At 68.3% G+C, this 18374-nt stretch carries 10 protein-coding genes; 5 read left to right on the top strand and 5 right to left on the bottom strand.

Annotated elements, in window-relative coordinates; genetic code table 11:
- Window positions 1–198 precede the first annotated feature (198 nt).
- From tadA to sprA, 4 genes are all read right to left on the bottom strand, one after another.
- Window positions 199–2076, bottom strand: coding sequence for a Flp pilus assembly complex ATPase component TadA (gene tadA / locus IPN47_10210; GenBank protein MBK9408410.1), 1878 nt, complete (start codon window positions 2074–2076; stop codon window positions 199–201).
- A gap of 1 nt (window position 2077) precedes the next feature.
- Complete coding sequence (locus IPN47_10205) at window positions 2078–2809, bottom strand: helix-hairpin-helix domain-containing protein (GenBank protein ID MBK9408409.1); 732 nt, start codon at window positions 2807–2809, stop codon at window positions 2078–2080.
- 81 nt (window positions 2810–2890) lie between these two features.
- Window positions 2891–3811, bottom strand: a complete 921-nt coding sequence (locus tag IPN47_10200) for a M28 family peptidase (protein MBK9408408.1) — start codon at window positions 3809–3811, stop codon at window positions 2891–2893.
- Window positions 3808–9963 carry a cell surface protein SprA gene (gene sprA, locus IPN47_10195; protein MBK9408407.1) on the bottom strand — a complete coding sequence of 2052 codons (6156 nt, stop codon included), beginning with the start codon at window positions 9961–9963 and terminating at the stop codon, window positions 3808–3810. The genes IPN47_10200 and sprA overlap by 4 nt, the downstream gene beginning before the upstream one ends.
- 266 nt (window positions 9964–10229) lie before the next feature.
- Here sprA and IPN47_10190 point away from each other — a divergent pair, with 266 nt between their 5' ends.
- The 5 genes from IPN47_10190 to IPN47_10170 are packed head-to-tail and all read left to right on the top strand — an operon-like array spanning window position 10230 to window position 14965.
- The gene (locus IPN47_10190; protein ID MBK9408406.1) at window positions 10230–12149 is read left to right on the top strand and encodes an LptF/LptG family permease; all 1920 of its coding nucleotides are present in this window, start codon (window positions 10230–10232) and stop codon (window positions 12147–12149) included.
- Window positions 12146–12352 carry a hypothetical protein gene (locus IPN47_10185; GenBank protein MBK9408405.1) on the top strand — a complete coding sequence of 69 codons (207 nt, stop codon included), beginning with the start codon at window positions 12146–12148 and terminating at the stop codon, window positions 12350–12352. The genes IPN47_10190 and IPN47_10185 overlap by 4 nt, the downstream gene beginning before the upstream one ends.
- Entirely contained in the window at window positions 12346–13236 is an 891-nt protein-coding gene (locus IPN47_10180) for an LptF/LptG family permease (protein MBK9408404.1), read from the top strand. The genes IPN47_10185 and IPN47_10180 overlap by 7 nt, the downstream gene beginning before the upstream one ends.
- Entirely contained in the window at window positions 13233–14087 is an 855-nt protein-coding gene (locus tag IPN47_10175; protein MBK9408403.1) for an ABC transporter permease, read from the top strand. Before IPN47_10180 ends, IPN47_10175 begins: the two co-directional genes overlap by 4 nt.
- Window positions 14084–14965, top strand: a complete 882-nt coding sequence (locus IPN47_10170) for an MCE family protein (protein MBK9408402.1) — start codon at window positions 14084–14086, stop codon at window positions 14963–14965. Before IPN47_10175 ends, IPN47_10170 begins: the two co-directional genes overlap by 4 nt.
- Window positions 14966–15054: 89 nt before the next feature.
- On the opposite strand, the gene IPN47_10165 is transcribed toward IPN47_10170, so the two are convergent.
- A complete protein-coding gene (locus IPN47_10165) occupies window positions 15055–18315 on the bottom strand; it encodes a TonB-dependent receptor (GenBank protein MBK9408401.1) in 3261 nt (1086 codons plus the stop codon).
- Window positions 18316–18374 lie beyond the last annotated feature (59 nt).

The following is an 18374-nucleotide window of genomic DNA, read 5'->3' as shown; positions in this document are numbered from 1 at the left end:
TGGGGGGGCGCAGCATACGGCGTGTCACCTGCGGTGCTCTCATGTACTCATCCCCTCCCTTCCCCGATGGGAATTACCAGTATGTAGACGTCCGCCGAAGCGGCAGCGTCACTATGTAATGCTGCGCACATTCGTCGTGCGCGTCGAACCTCGTCTTCCCGTCTTCTCGTCTTCCCGTCTTCCTGAGCGAGACGGCCGTTACACGGCCGTCTCGCGAATGACCTGTTCCAACGTCGTGATCCCCTTCAGCACCTTGAGCCACCCGTCCATGCGCAGCGTCAGCATCCCTTCCTCGATGGCGGCGTCGCGGATTTCCTGGGCGCCGACGTTCATCAGGATCAGCTTGCGCAGGTGCGGGGTCATGAACATGACCTCGTAGAGACCTTGCCGCCCCTTGAGCCCCGTCCCGTTGCAATCGTCGCAGCCGCGCCCCTTGAAGAACGGGATGTCGCCGATGCACGAGTCGAGCGAGAGGTTGGCCAGGTGCGGCAGCGCGTCGGGGAGGGCACGCGACTTCGCATTCTCCAGCGCTTCGGTCGTGAAGCGAAGCTCGCGAAACGTCGTCTCCGCCTTGACCTTGGCACCGCCGAGTTCGACCTCGTCGGGGATGTACTTGTGCCGGCAGCGCGAGCAGATGCGCCGCACAAGTCGCTGCGCCAGCACCAGGTTGAGCGCCGACGCCACGTTGAAGGGCTCGAGCCCCATGTCGAGCAGACGGGTGACCGTCTCAGGGGCCGAGTTGGTGTGCAAGGTCGAGAGCACCAAGTGACCGGTGAGCGCCGCCTTGATGGCGATGCCGCCGGTCTCGAGGTCTCGCACCTCGCCGACCATGATGATGTTCGGGTCCTGGCGCAGGAAGGCCTTCAGCGCCGCGGCGAAGGTCATCCCGATCTCGGTGCGCACCTGCACCTGGTTGATCCCGAACAGGTTGTACTCGACGGGATCTTCGGCGGTCATGATGTTGACGTCGATGTTGTTGACCTTTGACAAGGCCGAATACAACGTCGTCGTCTTGCCCGACCCGGTCGGGCCGGTGACGAGCACCATGCCGTACGGATTGGACACCGCCTCCATCAGTTCGCGCTCGGCGCGCGGTTCGATGCCGAACTTCTCCAGGTCGAGCGTCAGGTTCCCCTTGTCGAGGATTCGGAGCACGACCTTTTCGCCGAACAGCGTGGGGAGGGTCGAGACGCGATAGTCGATGACCTTGTTCCCCATCTTGAGCTTGATGCGCCCGTCCTGCGGGACGCGTCGCTCGGCGATGTTGAGCTGCGCCATGATCTTGAAGCGCGAGATCAGGGCGGCCTTGAGCTTGAGCGGCGGCTTCATCACTTCCTGCAGCGCACCGTCGATGCGGTAGCGCACGCGCAGTTCGTGCTCGAAGCACTCGAAGTGAATGTCGGAGGCGCCGCGCTTGACCGCGTCGGTGAGGACGGCGTTGATCAGCTTGACGACCGGAGCGTCGTCGACCTGCGCCGCGAGTGCGGCGGCCGAGACGTCTTCTTCCCGCTCCTCCACCACCTCGACGTCGCCCATCTCGGCGATGTCGTCGAGCAGCGTCGACATGGCGGAGTCGCCGGCGTCGTACTGCTTCTCGATGACGGTCCGCAACGTGACTTCACCCGCCAGGACGGGGAAGATGTCGTAGCGGGTGATGAACTTGAGGTCTTCGAGGATCCCGAGGTTGGTGGGATCGGCGATGGCCACCGTCAGCGTGCGTCCGTCGCGCTTGAGCGGGAGGACGAGGTGCTTGGTGGCGATGTCGGCGGGGACGAGCTTGATGATGCGGGTGTCGACCTCGAACTTCGAGAGGTCGACCGCCGGCATGCGCGCAACCCGAGCGATGATCTTCGTCAGCTCGAGCTCGTCGATCGCCCCGGTCTTGATGAGGTTGTACGTGACCCCAAGGTTGTTCGACTTTCCCTCGCGAACGGCGCGTTCGAGCTGCTCACGCGTGACGTAACCTTCGCGCAGGAGGAGCTCGGGGATTCGTTCGGTCTGCGGGGCGGGAGGCGCGGCCATTCGGGTAGAAAGCGGCGAGGTCTTCGGCGCCTCAGCGTAGCCAAGGCTTGGCATGTCAGGGACGCCCTGTAGGACCAAACGTCACGTGCCCTTGCAGTTGCCTAGCGACGCCGGGGCCAACCCCTCGCACCCGCTGCAGCCCCTCGAGCGAGCCGAACGGCCCGTGCGCGGCGCGGTCCTCGACGATCCGGCGGGCGAGCGCCGGACCGATCCGCGGCAACCGCTCGATTTCCCGCGCGGAGGCCGTCTCGAGATCCACGAGTTCGGCAGCCCGACCGTCGCCTGCGAGCGGGGCCGACGAGGGGCGCCGCGCCCGCCGCGAGCCTCCCTCTCCCCCGCTCCCGCCGCCGCCCTCGCGCCTGGCCCTGCCGGCACGCCCCTTCGACTCCTCGGCGGCCAGCTCCGCCTCCCGTCGAGCGAGGAAGCCCGGGGAGACGGCCCCGATGGGGGTCCTTTCCGAACGAATGGCGCGAGGCAGGGACGAATCGGACTGCGCCGGCCGCCGCGCCGCCCCTCCGGTCCCGGCCGACGGGTTGCCTCCGTTGCCCCCCTTTGCCCGGCGCCGAGGCACCGCTGGTCCGGCCCCCTTCTGGCGTCCCCGCCCCCTTCCCGCCCCGCCTGGCCCTCCCGCCCGCTCTACCTGGGCGAGCTGCGAGTCGAGGGCGACCCGGGCGAGCGGGGTGTCGCCTGGCGGCGCCTGCTCCCCACGCAGCCAGCGCCCCCCAACCCCGAGCAGGATGACCAGCGCCAGGAGGAGCGGCGCACGATTGGCGGAGGCGTTGGACATGGACGGATGCTACCCGCCGCCCGCCCCCTGATCGTCATCATTCCACGTCGGACCGTACCAAAAGTGCGATCGACCGGCGGTTCACCGCTGCAACAACGCCCACGCCACGTCGCCCACGATCTTGAGCGATCCCGCCGAGACCTTGTCGATGGTGTCGTCCGGGGTGTGGTGCCAGGGGTACTCGAGGTCGATGACGTCGATCACGCGGAGCCCGCGCTCGAGGAGCGGGATGTGATCGTCGGTGATGGCCAGCCCCTCGACATTGACGAAGGTCTTCCCGTAGCCGAGGGCGCGCGCCGTCTCCCAGACGAGCGTGACCACTTCCGGCGCCTGCCGCAGCGAGTTGGACTCCTGGTCGATCCTGAGGTCCCGATCGCCCACCATGTCCCACAGCACGCCGAACAGGGGCTGATAGTTGGGGACCAACAGGTGCTCGGCGAAGTAGCGCGAGCCGAGCAGGACGTCGACCTCCGGTGGCCCAAACTCGCCGTAGTCTTCCCCGTCGACAAAGAGGAAGTCGACCCCGATGCGCGGCGGCGTCGCCTTGAGCAGGTCGCCTAACGCCACCAACATGGCCGTCCCGCTCGCCCCATCGTTGGCCCCGGGAACCGGGAGGCGCCGCCGCGCCGTGTCGCTGGCACTCTCGGACCTGGGGCGCGAGTCCCAGTGCGTCACGTAGAGCACGCGCTCGGTGGCCTCGGGGCGAAAACGGGCGAAGATGTTGCGCAGCGGGAGGACCGTGCCGTTTGCGGTGCGGTGTTCCCACTGCTGCTCGATGACGGTGTCGGCACGCGCGCGCATCATGCGCACGATCCAGTCGCCCCCGGCGCGATGCTCCGCGGTTCCCGGGACGCGCGCGCCGAGGGCGAGCTGTTCGCGCACGTAGCCCATCGCCACCTCGCCATCGAACGGCCCTGGGGCGAGCGTGGTGGTCGCGGGCTCCTCCTTTCCTGCGCACGCGGCGAGCCCGACGAGCATGGCGACGACAAGGGAGGTCCTCACTTTCCCACTCCGGCGAAGAATTGCAGCTGGAAGACGGCGGTGATCACCGTCTGCACGAACCGTCGGTTGAAGTTGCGATCGAAGGTCACGACCCGCGATCCCTGCAGGCTGAAGGTCATGTTCTCGGCCACGTCGGTATCGGCGTTGAAGTTGAAGGCGCGGCGCCCGTTGTCGGTCAGGCGGCTGCGCGCCCCCTCGGCCTGCGAGTTGGCGATGAAGCTCTGCGTGAGCGTCTCCTGCCATGAGACCCGCGTGCGCACCGGGTTCTTCACGCGCCAGGATTCGGGGAGCGTGAAGCTCTTGCTGATGTCGGCGGCCAGGTCGCTGGCGCGGCGGCGCGCCACGCTCCCCGGGAGCGAATCGACGCGGCGGGTGATGGCGTAGGTGGCCGACAGCGCCACCTCGCCGTACGCGGTCACGGCGGTCGCGGTGAAGGGATACGAGGCCTGCCGCGACTCGCGCATCTCGGTGAGCAGGGCGGCGGCATCGCCGGGGATCGTCCATGCCTGACGAGACTGCAGCGCGCGCGCGGTGGCGCCGAGCTGGCTGAACAGGAGGCGCACGAGCGACGGGCGCCCGCTCCAGCGCAGCGCCACGTCGGGATAGACCAGCGCCTCGCCGGTCACCTGCGCCAGCCCCGCCGCCTCACGACGGCTCCAGTGCCGCGCATCGGTTCGCTGCACGCGGTTTGTCACGGTGAGCCCGCCGGGGAGGGCGAGCGCGTTGGCGACCACCAGGTCGCTGCTCGCCCCCGCGCTCGAGGCGTTCTCTCCCCCGACCGACCGGAAGTCGTCGATCCCGCCCACGCCGAACTGGAAGCCGATCCCGGGGGTGAGGGCTATCCCGTCGAAGGAGGCCAGCTGGTTGCGGCTGAACGAGACGTCGATGGGGCGCAGGACGCCGATCACGCGCCGCCAGCGCGAGCCGTCGCTGGTGATCGCCGAGATCCCCTGCAGCGGGTCGAGCGTGGTCGCGGCGGTGAGGACCTGCGTGTTGCCGACGCGTCGACTCAGGCGCGGGTCGATCGCCCCCAGGTCGTCCTCGGTGACGACGGCGCGATTGTTCGGGTCGCGCAGCATGCTGTAGGTCGAGGCGAGGGCGACGCGCGGGCGGAACCACCCCTGCGCGACCGGCGCATAGGTGAGCGTCGCCGCCATCGAGCGCTCGCGCTCGAGCCCGATGTCCATCCCGGCGAGCGCCGAGCGCTCGTTGGTCGCCGCGAGCGCGTTGGCGGTGGAGTCGCCGTAGTGGCGCAGGTCGTGCACCGTGCTCGCATCCCAGCGGGCGGTCACGTTAGGCAACGGCTGGAACTCGAGCGTGCTCACCGTGCGCCAGACGTGCTGCAACCCGTTGACGATCTTGACCGAGTCGCTCGCCGCAAAGGCCGGCTTGAGGTACGATGCGCGCGAGTCCTCCGTGCGCACCATCGCGCTGGTGACCCGCAACATCGTCGGCGCCAGCTGCAAAGCCGTCCCGCCCTCGGTCGTCCACGGAAGCGCGAGGCTCCACCCGCGGCGCGACGACGGCGCGGCCGCATCGCGCATCGGCAGCCCGCCGAGCAGGCCGGCGGAGGAGAAGTCGATCCCGACGTTGAGGTCGCGCACCGTGCCGTTCTGGAACTCGGTGCGATTGCCGAAGGCGCTCACCGCCCCGTCGACGACGAGGTTGTTGACGATCGGCGCGTACCAGTGCCCGGTGAGCGGCGACGCACGCCGGGCGGTGAGCGTGTAGGTCGTCTGCTCGGCCTTGGGGGCGCGCAGCCCCGGCACCGACGCCCCGGGGATGTCGGAGCGCGAGAGGAACTCGGGGGCGGCGCCGCTGGCGCGATGCGACACCGTCAGCGGGAGGGCGTACCCCCACGACGCCGGGAGGAAGCGGTCCAGGCGCCACGTCGCACTCATCTCCAGGTCGTCGTTGGTCAGGAACGACGGCGCCTCGTTGATCTGCCGGAAGTTGGGGTCGCGCCGCCGCACGCCGATGTGCACGCTCCCGAAATCGCCGGCGTTGAGCGTGGCCGACACCTCGCCGGCGAAGCCGGTGGTATTCACCACGTCGGCGAGGCGGATGTCGTCGACCCACAGCTCGAGCGTGTCGCCGCTGATGGGCGGGTCGATCCCCTTGAGCGAGTCCACGCGCACCATCCCCACCGCGAGTTCCTGCACCGCCGCCAGGTTGGGCGGGGTGACGCTGGGGTCGATGGTGTAGACGATGTAGCCGTCCTCGCAGGCCGCATAACGGTCGATGCGCCCGCCCACCGGGAGCCCGCTGCGCACGATGAGCGCGGAGTCGAGCGCCGTGCAGCCGAGCAGGCTGCGCCGGTTCTGCAGGAAGGCGTTCTGCAGGCGGGAGCGCAGTTCGTAGAAGCGGTCGAAGCGCACGCGGACCTCGGGATCCCAGGCGTCGCGCGTGTTGCCGCTGCGCGCCTCGCGGCGGTACAGGTAGAAGTTGTCGACGTCGCGCCCGATCTTGACGAAGACCTGCAGGTCGCCGCCCGGCCCCCACCCGCGACCGCGCCCGCGCGCCCACAGGCGCAGCTCGCGGTATCCCATCACGTTCCGCTGCCCTTCGGGGAAGCGGAAGTACGCCTCGGCACGCGCGCCTAACGGGAGCGCGGTGGCCAGCAGGCGGAGCGAGCGCTCATTGATTTGCACCTGCTGGCCGCCGAAGACCGACGACGCCTGGTCCGGCACCTCGACGACCCCCGGCGGTGGATCGTAGAAGACGCCGCGCGTGGAGTCGCGATCCTGCGTCCCGATGAGCGAGGCGATGACCGTGCCGCCGCCGAGCGACGGCTGCGCCCCGGCGATCCCGTCGATGGTCCGGTCGGAGCGCTTGAGCCACGACGCCCCCACCACGCGCAATCGCGCGACCGGGGTGAGCGAGAAGGCCTGGTCACCGAGCGTGACGCCGGAGACGACCGTCAGGCGCAATGCGCGCACACGCCGGATGAGCGGGCCGCCACCGGTGGAGTCGTCGGGGGCGTTGAAGGGGAGGCGCACCTGCACCCAGCACAGGCGCGACGTGGCCGGGACGGCGCCGTTCACGTCGGGGACGGTGATCCCGCACTTCCCCACGCGCGCGTAGCTGCGCTTGTCGGAGAGGTCGACGACGAAGCGCCGCACGCGCTCCAGTTCGCGCTCCCGCGAGGTGAAGTTGAGCGCGTTGTCCTGGTCGATGTCCTCTTCGTCCAGCCGTCCGTTGCGCACCGTGCAGTCGTCCTGCGCATCACCCAGCGCCCGGCTGAAGCCCCGCCCGAGCGAGCAGATCGGGACCGCATAGTCGGTGAACGGCGGCGTGCCGCCAAAGACGGTGAGCGAGTCGACGACGTCGCCGGGGAGCCCCTGGTCGTTGACGTCGGCGTTGAAGGCGCGCGAGAAGGGGTCGCGTTCACTCCCCAACCGGTTGAACCCCTGCACCTTCTTGCCGCGATAGGTCGAGTCGCCGCTCGCCACCGAGAGCGTCTCGGGGGCAAAGGTGACCGAGTTCTCGGAGACGTCGCCGAAGTCGAGGACAAGGGTCGGGTTGCGCTGGCGCCGGATCCCTGCGGTGTCGACCAGCGTCCAGAACTCGAGCTGCTCGCCGCGCGACAGGTCGATCCCCGCCCCGCCGCTCGTCGACCCCAACACCGTGTGGATCGAGCGCCAGCGGCGCCCGGCGATGCGCTTGCCCGTCTGCCAGCGGTAGCGATCGCCCGCGGCGTCGTACAGCCCCCCGATGCCTAACGGGTACAGGGTGAGCCAGAGCATCGGCTCGGCGGAGGCAAAGCCGACCCCGGCGAGGGTGGCCTGCGGGTCCATGTCTCGAAAGGTGAACTGCACCAGCTTGCCGTCGCGCCCGAGGCCAGCGTTCTGGTAGGCCATCGTCGTCGCGCGCGTGGTGTCGAAGGTGGACGGTTCGAAGCGGGCGGCGAGCGCCTTCCCCAGCGCGGGCTGCGACGAGAACTGCCACTGCGCCTGCAGCAGGTTGATGTTCGTCCCGCCGTCCCCCTCGAAGCTCTCCACGTACGCCTGCTGCGACGAACTCTGCCGGGGCCGGCTCACCGCGAACTCGGCCTGCACGTCGAGTCGCGCCGGCGCGCCGTTAGGCACGGCGCGCGGGGAGCCGCGGTTGGCCGGGAGCCCATCCAGCGCCCGCGAGAGCGAGGGGAGTGCCCAGCCGAAGTTGGCCGACATCCCCGCCACCACCGACGCCTGCGGCTCGAAGCCGAGCGGAGGGCGGTTGAAGGTGCTGCGCTGCGTCTGCGAGATGGCGATGAGGTTCACCTGGCCGTCGCGCAGCTTCCACTGGGAGCTGAGGCCGACGACCGAGGTGGGGACGGTCGCAAACAGCGGAGTCTCCTCGTACCGCGCCACCACGCGTCGCTCGCGGGCGATCAGCGTGTCGGCCGAGAGGAGCTGCACCCGCCCGAGTTCGTAGTCGATGTCGTAGTCGACCCCCTTCACCAGGGGGCGCCCATCCATCGTCAGGCGCTCGCTCCCCGGACGGATCTGCACCGCGTTGAGGGCGATGGTCCCCATCGCCCCGCCGCCGTCGGTCTGGTACTTCACGCGCAGCCGATAGTACGACTGCGGTCGCTGCGGCGAGTACAGGTACTCCGACGGGGTGCGATAGATCGTGTCGTTGGCGGCGACCTCGCCGGGGCGAGCGAGCCCGCGGCGCGAGAACGGCTCCAACGACGGAAAGACGATGAACTGGTCGCGGAAGATCCGGGCGCCCGGGAGGTTGGCGACCAGAAAGTTCGGGTCGTTGGGACGCGGCCAGATCCGGTTTTCCCAGTCGAACGTCGTCGCGTTGGCCAGCTGCGCGAGGCCGAAGAGCTGCAGGTAGCTCCCCGCGCTCCCGCCGGGGGGCTTCTCCTGGTCGGCGCTCGTCCCGGCAACAATGCGCACCTGCACGCTCTCGCGCCGCACGTCCTCGCCGCCTAACCGGTAGACGCTGCGGATCTCCTGGCGAAAGGCCGGGTGCTGCGGCGTGACCTGCGGATCCCAGAGGAGGTTGGCGTACTGCGGGCGCTCGTTGGTGAACTCGAGGTCGGGGGTCCCGCCGAGGTTGGCGATGACCGTGTCGCGCCCGCCCACCTTGAGCGAGTAGGCCACCACCAGCCGCTCGTTGTTGAGCGCCAACGGGCGGACGAGGGCGATCCAGAGCAGCGACGGATCGACGTAGTAGTCGATGTTCTCCCGCAGCAGTTCATACACTTGCCCCGGCCGCGACAGCGGGTCCCCGAGCAGCTGGAAACGCGGCCCGTTGGGGTTGGGAGGCTGCCCGCCCAGGATGAGGCGGTAGACGAGGAGGCGGGCCGGGCGCTGCGTCTCGGGGAGGGCGGCCGCCAGCGATTGCATCTGGCGGGCATTCAGGATGTCGATGTTGGGGTAGGCCAGCCCGAAGCGCTGCGGGTCGACGGTGAAGAAGAAGCGCCGCGGCTCGACCTGGTAGTCCTCGATCTCCCGCTCCTGCGCCTGCGTGGTGCGCCGCCCGATGGAGAAGACCTGGTCACGCACCACGTTCCCCTTCTGCTGCGCGGCGATCGCCGTCAGCTGCATGTTGCCGAACTTCCCCACCGCCTGCACGCCGAAGTTGCCGCTGGGGATGCCGGCCGAGATGAAGCGCGACGCCGGTGGCTCGAAGAAGACGTTCCCCACCTCCAGCTTCTGCAGCCGCGACGTGGGGGTGCCGCGATACGCGATCGAGATCTGGTTGGAGCCGTCGAACTCGCGCTGCGTGTCGTAGTCGACGTCGAGCTTGACCCGGTCGGCGATCCCCCCGTTGGTCCGGAGTCCGAACTGGGCGTCGAACGCCGGGGTGAAGGCCGAGCGACAGGTGAAACCCACCGAGAAGAGCTGGCTCGCCGAGCAGCGGTCATTCTGTGTTCGCTCGGCCTTGGTCTCGAGGCGGGCGGTGAGGGCGATGTTGAGGTCGGCCGCCGACTTGAGGAAGGGACGCATCCGCGCCGCCAGCGAATCGAGCCGGGCGAGGGAGTCGCGCCGGGCCTTGGCCTGGGCCAGGGTGTCGCCCGGGGCGCCGCGACCACCGCGCAGCGTATCCCGCTCCGGGACCGCCACCCGCGCCGAATCGCGCCGGGGCGACTGGGCGTGCCCCGGCCTTCCCCAGCCCGCGAGGGTGAGGAGGAGGAGGATCGCACCGCGCACCATTGCAGGGCGGGAGGGTATCAGCCGGTCGTTCCTCGTTCGGAAGCCAAGCTCTGCCGGGTGGGCGAGGGGCTATATTACGCCGACTTTTGCGATGACGGGAACCGGAGGAATCCCCCTCGGGATCTGACGGCAAGCCATCGCACCGATGGTCGCCGATTCGTCGGCGCCGAGCGCCGCCGGGAGCCGTCGACCATTCGCAAGATCGCCTGTAGTACGGGGGCCCACGTCCCGGGTTCCGTTCATCGACCGGAGAACCAGCCGCGCGCGTGAAGATAATCCACAAGTACGTCCTTCGAGAGCACGTCGGCCCCCTGGTCTTCGCCCTCTCGGCGCTCACCTCCCTGATGCTGCTGAACTATGTGGCCAAGCAGCTCGGGAATCTCGTGGGCAAGGGACTTCCGTGGACGGTGATCATGGAGTTCTTCCTCCTGTCGCTGCCGTTCACGGTCGCCATGACGCTCCCGATGGCGGTGCTGGTGGCGGTGCTCTACGCCTTCTCGCGCCTGGCGTCGGAGAACGAGATCACGGCGCTCAAGGCCAACGGGGTGAGCATGGGGCGGCTCTTGGTCCCCGTCGTCATCGGCGGGGCCCTGCTGTCGATCTCGATGATCGTCTTCAACGACCAGGTCCTCCCGCGTACCAACCACCGGCTTCGCACGCTGCAGGGCGACATCGCCCGCAAGAAGCCGACGTTCGCCATCAAGGAACAGATCATCAACGAAGTCGCGCCCAACAGCTACTTCCTGCGAACCAACCACCTCAATCGCGAGACCAACGGGATGCGCGAGGTCACGATCTACGACCTCAGCGACCCGATGCGCCGCCGGACCATCTACGCCGACAGCGGGATGATGGCCTTCACCGAGGATGGCTCGGACCTGCAGCTCAAGCTGTACTCGGGCTTCATGCAGGAAGTGCCGAAGGACACCCCCTCACAGCTGCAACGCCTGTATTTCAAGGTCGACCTCATTCGCGTCCCGGGGGTGGCCAACGCCTTCGAGCGCGACTCGAGCGACACGTACAAGAGCGATCGCGAGATGTCGGTGTGCGAACTGCAGAGCGAAGTGGCGCGCTTCGAGCGTGACTACTTCCGCTCGTTCGACGACTTCAAGCGCGCCGCCGATGCGGCCAAGAAGGACCCGCGCGCGACGGTCATGCTCACCAACTCGTACCCGACCGACGCCCCCGGCGGCTCGGCGGGGCGCTCGCGGGTACGCTCGCTCGGCCGTTCGTACTGCGACGCGATCGCCTACGTGCGCCGCGTGGCGGCTGGCGGCGCCGTGATGGCGCAGCAGTCCGGGGTGATTCCGGCGGCGCTGGCGTTGGTGACGCCGCGCGAAGCCCAGGCGGCGCCGGTCCGCCAGATGCAACAGGCGCAGCAGGCGCAGCAGGCGCAGCAAGGGCAGCAGGCACCGCCGCAGAAGGGGGCGGCGCCCCCCGTGCAGAAGGCCCCCGAGCAGAAGGCGCAGGACCCGAAGCCGCCCGTGCAGAAGGTCGACACCGTCCGAACCGGGGCGGCGCGCGACACGGTCAAGCGCGACAGCGCGGTGGCGCCGGTGCCGCAACCCGCGCTCCCGGCGCTCGACTCGCTGGGCCGGGTGACGGCCGACAGCGCGCGTCGTCGCGATGAGGCGATGCTGCGCGCTGCGGCCGGCGGTCCTCCCCCAGGCGACAGCGCCGCGGCGGCCGCGGCGGGGACCAACCCGGCGATCGTCGATCCGGGGCGCATCGCCCCCTCGGCCGGTGGCGGACTGGCGCAGCCCGCCAACGTCGTCATGGAGACGGCGCGCAGCCAGATGCTCACGGCGCGCTCGCAGATGAACCAGTTCGCCGTGGAGATCCAGAAGAAGTTCGCGATCTCGATGGCGTGCGTGATCTTCGTCCTGTTGGGGGCGCCGATCGCGCTGCGCTTTCCGCGCGGCGGCGTGGGGCTCGTGATCGGCGTGAGCCTTGGTGTCTTCGGGCTGTACTACGTGGGCCTGATCGCCGGCGAGTCGCTGGCCGATCGCACGATCCTCACCCCGTTCTGGGCCATGTGGTCGGCCAACATCCTCTTCACGCTCGTGGCGATCGTCCTCCTGTCGCGCATGGGGCGCGAGACGGCGACATCGCGTGGCGGCGACCTCTCCGAGATCGTCGATGCGCTCAAGGGGCTCTTCCGGCGCCGCCGGGGCGGGGCCGCATGATGCGCTGGCTCCTGCGCCCGCTCGACCGCTATGTCGCGGGCGAGTGGACGAAGATCTTCTTCAGCACCGCGTTAGGCTTCCCGCTGATCGTCACGATCTTCGACCTCACCGACAACATCGACAAGTACTTCAACCGCAATCTGACCCCCAAGGCGATTGCGATGAGCTACCGTACTGGATCCCCGACTCGATGTTCATGGTGATGCCGGCGGCCGTGCTCTTCGCCACCGTCTTCTCCATCGGTGCCTTCACGCGCCACGCCGAGATCACGGCGGCCAAGGCGTCGGGGATCTCGTTTCACCGCCTGACCCTCCCGATCTTCTTCGGCGCGCTGGTCGCGACGGGGCTCGCCCTCGCCCTGGGCGAGGTGGCCCCCTCGACCAACAAGCGACGGAGCGAGTTGCTGCAGGAGACGCGCTTCACCAGCGGCAACGAGCGCTTCAACTTCACCTTCGCCGCCGAGTTGGGGCGCGTGTACAAGGCGTCGCTCCTCAACGTGGAGCGGCGGTACATGGAGGGGATCGAGGTCGAACGGAAGGGGAACGAGGGGTCCGACAAGTACCCCACGTACGTCATCGCCGGGCGCGAGGCCTCGTTCACGCCGACCGGGTGGAAGATCACCGACGGGACGCTGCACGTGATCCCGGGCGCGGGGCGCGACGTCGCCTTCAAGTTCGAGTCGATGCAGGACAAGCACATGGTCGAGACGCCGGTGCAGCTCATGGCGTCGTCCAAGGCACCGGGCGACATGGGCTATGAGGAGCTGGGACGCTACATCACCGCGCTCGAGCGCTCGGGGAGCGACGTGAACGTCCTGCGCGTCGACCGCGCGCTCAAGATCGCGATCCCGGTCACCTGCCTCATCATCGCCCTGTTCGGCGCGCCGCTCGCCACCAGCAACCACCGCGGCGGCGCGGCCTACGGCATCGGGCTCTCGCTCGGCACGACCGTCGTCTTCCTCATCATGATCCAGCTGACCAAGGCGGTCGGCGGCAAGGGCGTCTTCTCGCCCGAGATGGCGGCCTGGGTCCCGAACGTCGTCTTCGGCATCATCGGATTCATCATGCTCATGCGAGTGCGCACGTGATCACCTCCCCGATGCACGGCACGCATCGCCCCACCGAGGAGTTCCCGGTGGTGCAGCGGACGGGGATTCGCGTCTTCCGCTCGATCGGGCACCTGGGGCAGGGCCTGCTCGCCGACGTCGGCGAGCGCACCTACTTCCTGCGCGACATGCTGCGCGCCTTCGCGACCGAGTGGCGCACCTACTTGCCGCTGACGTTCGCGCAGATGCGGCGCATTGGCGTCGACTCGCTCCCGCTCACGGTGATCGTCGCGGCCTTCATCGGGTCGGTCATCGCGCTGCAGACGCGCTACCAGCTCTTCCCCGGCGTGCAGCTGTCGGTGGTCGGGCTGATCTCGCGCCAGATGATCATCCTCGAGTTGGGGCCGCTCCTCACGGGGCTGGTGCTCACCGGGCGCGTGGGGGCGCGCATGACCGCCGAGATCGGGACGATGCGCGTGACCGAGCAGATCGATGCGCTGGAGACGCTGTCGTACGATCCGGTGGCGTATCTCATCGTCCCGCGCTTCATCGCCGCGACGCTGATGCTCCCGTTGCTCGTCATCTTTGCCAACGCGGTCGGCGTGACGATGGCGGGCTTCACCTCGCTCACCGCGACCGACGTGTCGTGGCAGCAGTTCTCCGAAGGGCTGCGCATGTCGTACACGTTCTTCCAGATCGCCTACTCGTTGATCAAGGCCACGATCTTCGGGGCGGCCATCGCCTTTCTTTGTTCGTATGAGGGCTTCGTGACCGATGTCGGCGCCGAAGGCGTCGGGCGCTCCACCGCAAAGGCGGTGGTCGTCACCTCGGTTGCGATTCTCGTGCTCGACGCCCTCACGGCCTCACTCCTCGCCAACCAGCTCCAGGGATGAAACGGCGCGACGAAGTACTCGTGGGCATCTTCACCACGGCGGCCATCGCCGTGATCATCGTGGGCGCCCTGTGGCTGGCGCGCGGGGGGCTGACGTCGGGCTACCCGCTGTACTCGCGATTCCCGTGGGGATCGGGGCTCAAGCAAGGGCAGCCGGTCTGGCTCGCCGGCGTCACCGCCGGCTTCGTCGACGATGTCTCGCTCGACCCCAAGGGGACGGTCGTGGTGACGTATCGCCTGCGCGACGAGTACAAGGTGCCGCGCGGGACGACGGCCACTGTCGTCCCGAACGGCTTCTTCGGCGACATGGCCATCGCCCTCACCCCCACCGGGGCGACGTCGGAGTCCTATGCCCCGGGCGATACCGTCCCGTTAGGCATCCCGGCCGCCGGCCTGGCGATGCTCACCGCCCGCGCCGACACCATCACGCAAGGGGTCAACGCCATCCTCGGCTCGGCCAAGCAGCAGTTCGTCGACTCGGGCGGCATTCGCGAGATGCGGCAGACACTGATGTCGACCAACAAGCTCGTGTTGCAGCTGGCCGAGATCGCCGCGCTGCAGTCGCGCGAGCTGCAGGCGACGCTCGTCACGGTGCGCTCGCGCGCCTCCGCCATCGACTCGCTGCAGGTGGACTCAACCGTGCGCTCGCTGCGCACCGCCAGCGCCAACATGGCCACCTTCACCGGTGAGCTCAAGGCGACGACTGACCGCCTCAACGCGGTGCTGGCCAAGGTCGAGAAGGGAGACGGGAGCGTCGCCCTCCTGCTCAACGATCCGGGACTGTACAACGACCTGCGCAGGGTCCTGACGCGCGTCGATTCGCTGACGGCCGACTTCAAGAAGAACCCGAAGCGGTACATCAACCTCGAGATCTTCTAGGCCGAGCGCAGCCTCAGCGGCTTCGTGCTCGAGACGACGATGGGCCGCCCCCCATACGGGAGGCGGCCCATCGTCGGTGCGGGGGATGCCTAGTTGAAGTTGTACCGCAGCCCGAGCTGGAACCGATACACATCACCGATCCCCACCGTCTGCTCGTACGTCTTCGAGATCAGGTTCGTCCCGATGTTGCGCAGGCGATAGAGCGCCTTGCCATCGGAACCCACCGGACGCGCGATGAGCGGGGTGTTGGTCACCAGGCGCTCACCAAGCCCCCAGTCCTTGTTGAGCAGGTTCCCCACGTTGAGGATGTCCATGCGCAGCTGCAACGTATTGCGCTTGCCCCCGAGGTCGCGGAAGAGGTCCTGCGTGATGCTCATGTCGGCGCGCAGCGCCTGCGGGAGGAAGACCGCCCCACGCTCGGCGTACTTGCCGCGACGGGTCTTGAGGTACGGATCCTGGGCGATGAACTGGTCCCAGGCCGCCGCCTGCTCGGCCGCCGTGAAGGTGCGCGTCCCTGAGGTGAACTGCTCGAAGTTCATCTCGCTCACGCCGCGGGGAACGTAGATCAGGTCGTTCGACGTCCCGCCGTCGCCGTTGAGGTCACCCGAGAAGGTGTAGCTCGTGTTGCCTAACGTGAAGCGTTCGGCGAAGATGGAGATCGCCGTCGCCCCCATCTTGAAGTACTCGCGACGGTAGGTCGCGGCCAGGAACGAGCGGTGCCCCGGCGAGGTGAAGGCGTAGCCGACGCCCGGGTTGTTCGGGTCGCCCGCCATGGCGTTGCCGGTGTACGAGCCGCCGGCAATGGAGCCCGGGTCGATCGTGTTGCGCGCCACGCCGTAGTTGTAGCCGGCCTTCATGAAGAAGCCGCCGCTGAACGACCGCTCGAGCGAACCGCCGATGCTGTACGAGTAGCCGACGTCCTGGTTCTTGAGGACGTACGCGGCGGTGATGTTCGGGTTGATGCGCGCGTTGGTCCACCGCGGACGCGTGTCGGCGCCGGTGAAGGCGGCCTGCGCGGCGGGGAGGTTGGCGTTGATGTAGTACGCGCCGTTCACGTCCTTGCCGTACAGGAACTCCAGCGTCCCCGTGAAGCCGTACGGGAGCTTCTGGTCGACGGCGACGTTGGTGCGCCACAGCTGCGGGAACTTGTAGTCCGCGTCGGTGAAGTTGAGCTCGTACGAAGCCGCGGGCGTCCCGTTGACGCTCTTGGGCATGTACGTCGTCGGGTTCGGATTGAACGGGCGGGCCGTGGTGTTGTTGAGCTGCTCGAAGCCCGTCAGGATCCCGTTCTGACCGATCTGGTTGGAGATCCAGACGTACGGCGGGCTCCCCGTGAAGATCCCGGTGCCGCCACGCACCTGCGTCGAGCGGTCGCCGAACACGTCCCAGTTGAAGCCGAAGCGCGGCGACCAGAGGAGGTTCGCGTCGGGGAGCTTCTGCGTCTGGTACTTCACCGACGCGCCGCTCTCGTCGCGGAAGGACAGCGCATTCGCCTGCGGATTGGTGTAGCCCGTCTCCTTGAACATCGGGACGTCGAAGCGGAGCCCGAAGGTGAGCTTGAGCCGGCTCGTCGCGCGCCACTCATCCTGCGCATAGGCGCCGGCGTACGTGACCTCGAGCGGCTGCATCGGTTCGGTGAGCCCCTGGATGTTCATGTAGCGCACCTCAAAGCGCCGCAGCGAGACCGGCGACGTGGTGCGGTTGGGGTTGGCCACGTAGCCCTGCGCGTCGGCATAGAAGTCGGCGAGCGAGTTGTACACGTACACGCTCTGCGACCCCGGATAGAAGACGTTCTCCGAGCGATAGTGCTGCGCCGCGGCCCCGAAGGTGAGGTCGTGGTTCGCCGTGTAGATGGAGAAGTTGTCCTGCACCTGGAACGTCTTGTAGCGCAGCTGGTTGGCCGGCGTGAACGGCTCGAAGCCGAACGACATGTAGGTCACGCCATCCTTGAGGATGTCGACCGTCGGGAAGATGTCGCCCTTGTACTCGCGGCTCTCGTCGTTGGTGGTGTAGCCGATGATGAAGTTGTTGGACTTGTTGACGCCCAACTGCGAGTTCACCTCGCCCACGATGGAGCGGATGTTCTCCTTGATGGCATACGCCGAGTTGGCGAACGCCATCGAGTTGGTGTTGTCACGACGATTTCCGAAGCCGAGCGATCCCGAGTTGGACATCGGCTGGTCCGACTTGGAGTCGAGCTGGATGTAGCGCAGGCTCACCTTGTTGTTCGCGTTCGCGTTCCAGTCGAACTTGGTGATGAGGCGCTGCGACGGGACCTTGAGGTTCCACCCCGTGTAGCCGCCGGCGTCGTACTGCAGCGAGTTCTTGAGGAAGGCCTGCATCGCGTCCATGTCCGACTTGAGGACGCGCGTCGTGGTCCCCTGCACCGCCTGCGACCCGGTGTTGGCGAGGAAGGTCGTCCCCGGCTGCTCCAGCCCGTCGTTCTCGTAGTTGACGAAGAAGAAGAGCTTGTTCCTGAGGATCGGGCCCCCCAGCCGTCCGCCAAACTGGCCGAAGCTGAACGTCCCCGGGTTGAAGGGGAGCGCCCCCGCCTTGGTCCCCACGTAGTCCTCGTTGCGGCGCACGCCGTACAGCGACCCGGAGAACTCGTTGGTCCCGCTCTTGGTCACCGCGTTGATCCCGGCGCCCACGAAGTTCCCCTGCCGCACGTCGAACGGGGCGATGTTGACCTGCACCTGCTCGATCGCGTCGAGCGGGATCGGCGCCACGCCGGTGCGCGCCCCCGGCTGCCCCTGCAGGCCGAAGGAGTTGTTGAAGAACGAACCGTCGACCGTCAGGTTGTTCAGGCGATTGTCCTGGCCGCCGAACGAACTCCCCACCGATTGCGGCGTGAGGCGCGTAAAGTCGCCGATGGTGCGCGTGATCGTCGGCAGCGACTCCAGCGCATCCTTCCCCACCGCCGTGGAGGCGCCGGTGCGCGTGGAGCTGAACGGACCGGCGGTCGCCGTCACCGCCACCGCCTCGAGCTGCGTCGCCGCCTGCTCGAGCGTGAACTGCAGGTCGGTCGAGACGCCGAGCGACAACGTCAGGTCTTCGCGCGTGCGGGGCTGGAAGCCGAGCGCGCGCACCGTCACGCGATACGGCCCGCCTACACGCATGCCCGGAATCGTGAATCGGCCGTCCGAGCGCGTGGTCGCGCGATAGGCGGTGCCCGATGGAACGTGCAGGGCAGAGACGGTACCGCCAGCAACCGCCACGCCGTTGCTGGCGACGACGGTCCCTGTCATGGATGCCGTCGTCACGCCCTGTGCCGCGGCGCGCGACGGGGCCACCCCAGCCGCCACGGCAATCGCGGCGAACAAGGCGGCGAGGGAACGCAGGACTTTCATGAGAATCGATCGGGTGTGAGGGAAGGACAGCAGCGCCCGCTTCGGGAAGCAGCCACTGC

This window comes from Gemmatimonadota bacterium, from assembly GCA_016719105.1.
Taxonomy (GTDB): Bacteria; Gemmatimonadota; Gemmatimonadetes; order Gemmatimonadales; family Gemmatimonadaceae; genus SCN-70-22.
The sequence above is the reverse complement of the archived record's forward strand: the minus strand, read 5'-3'. Positions and strand labels throughout refer to the sequence as shown.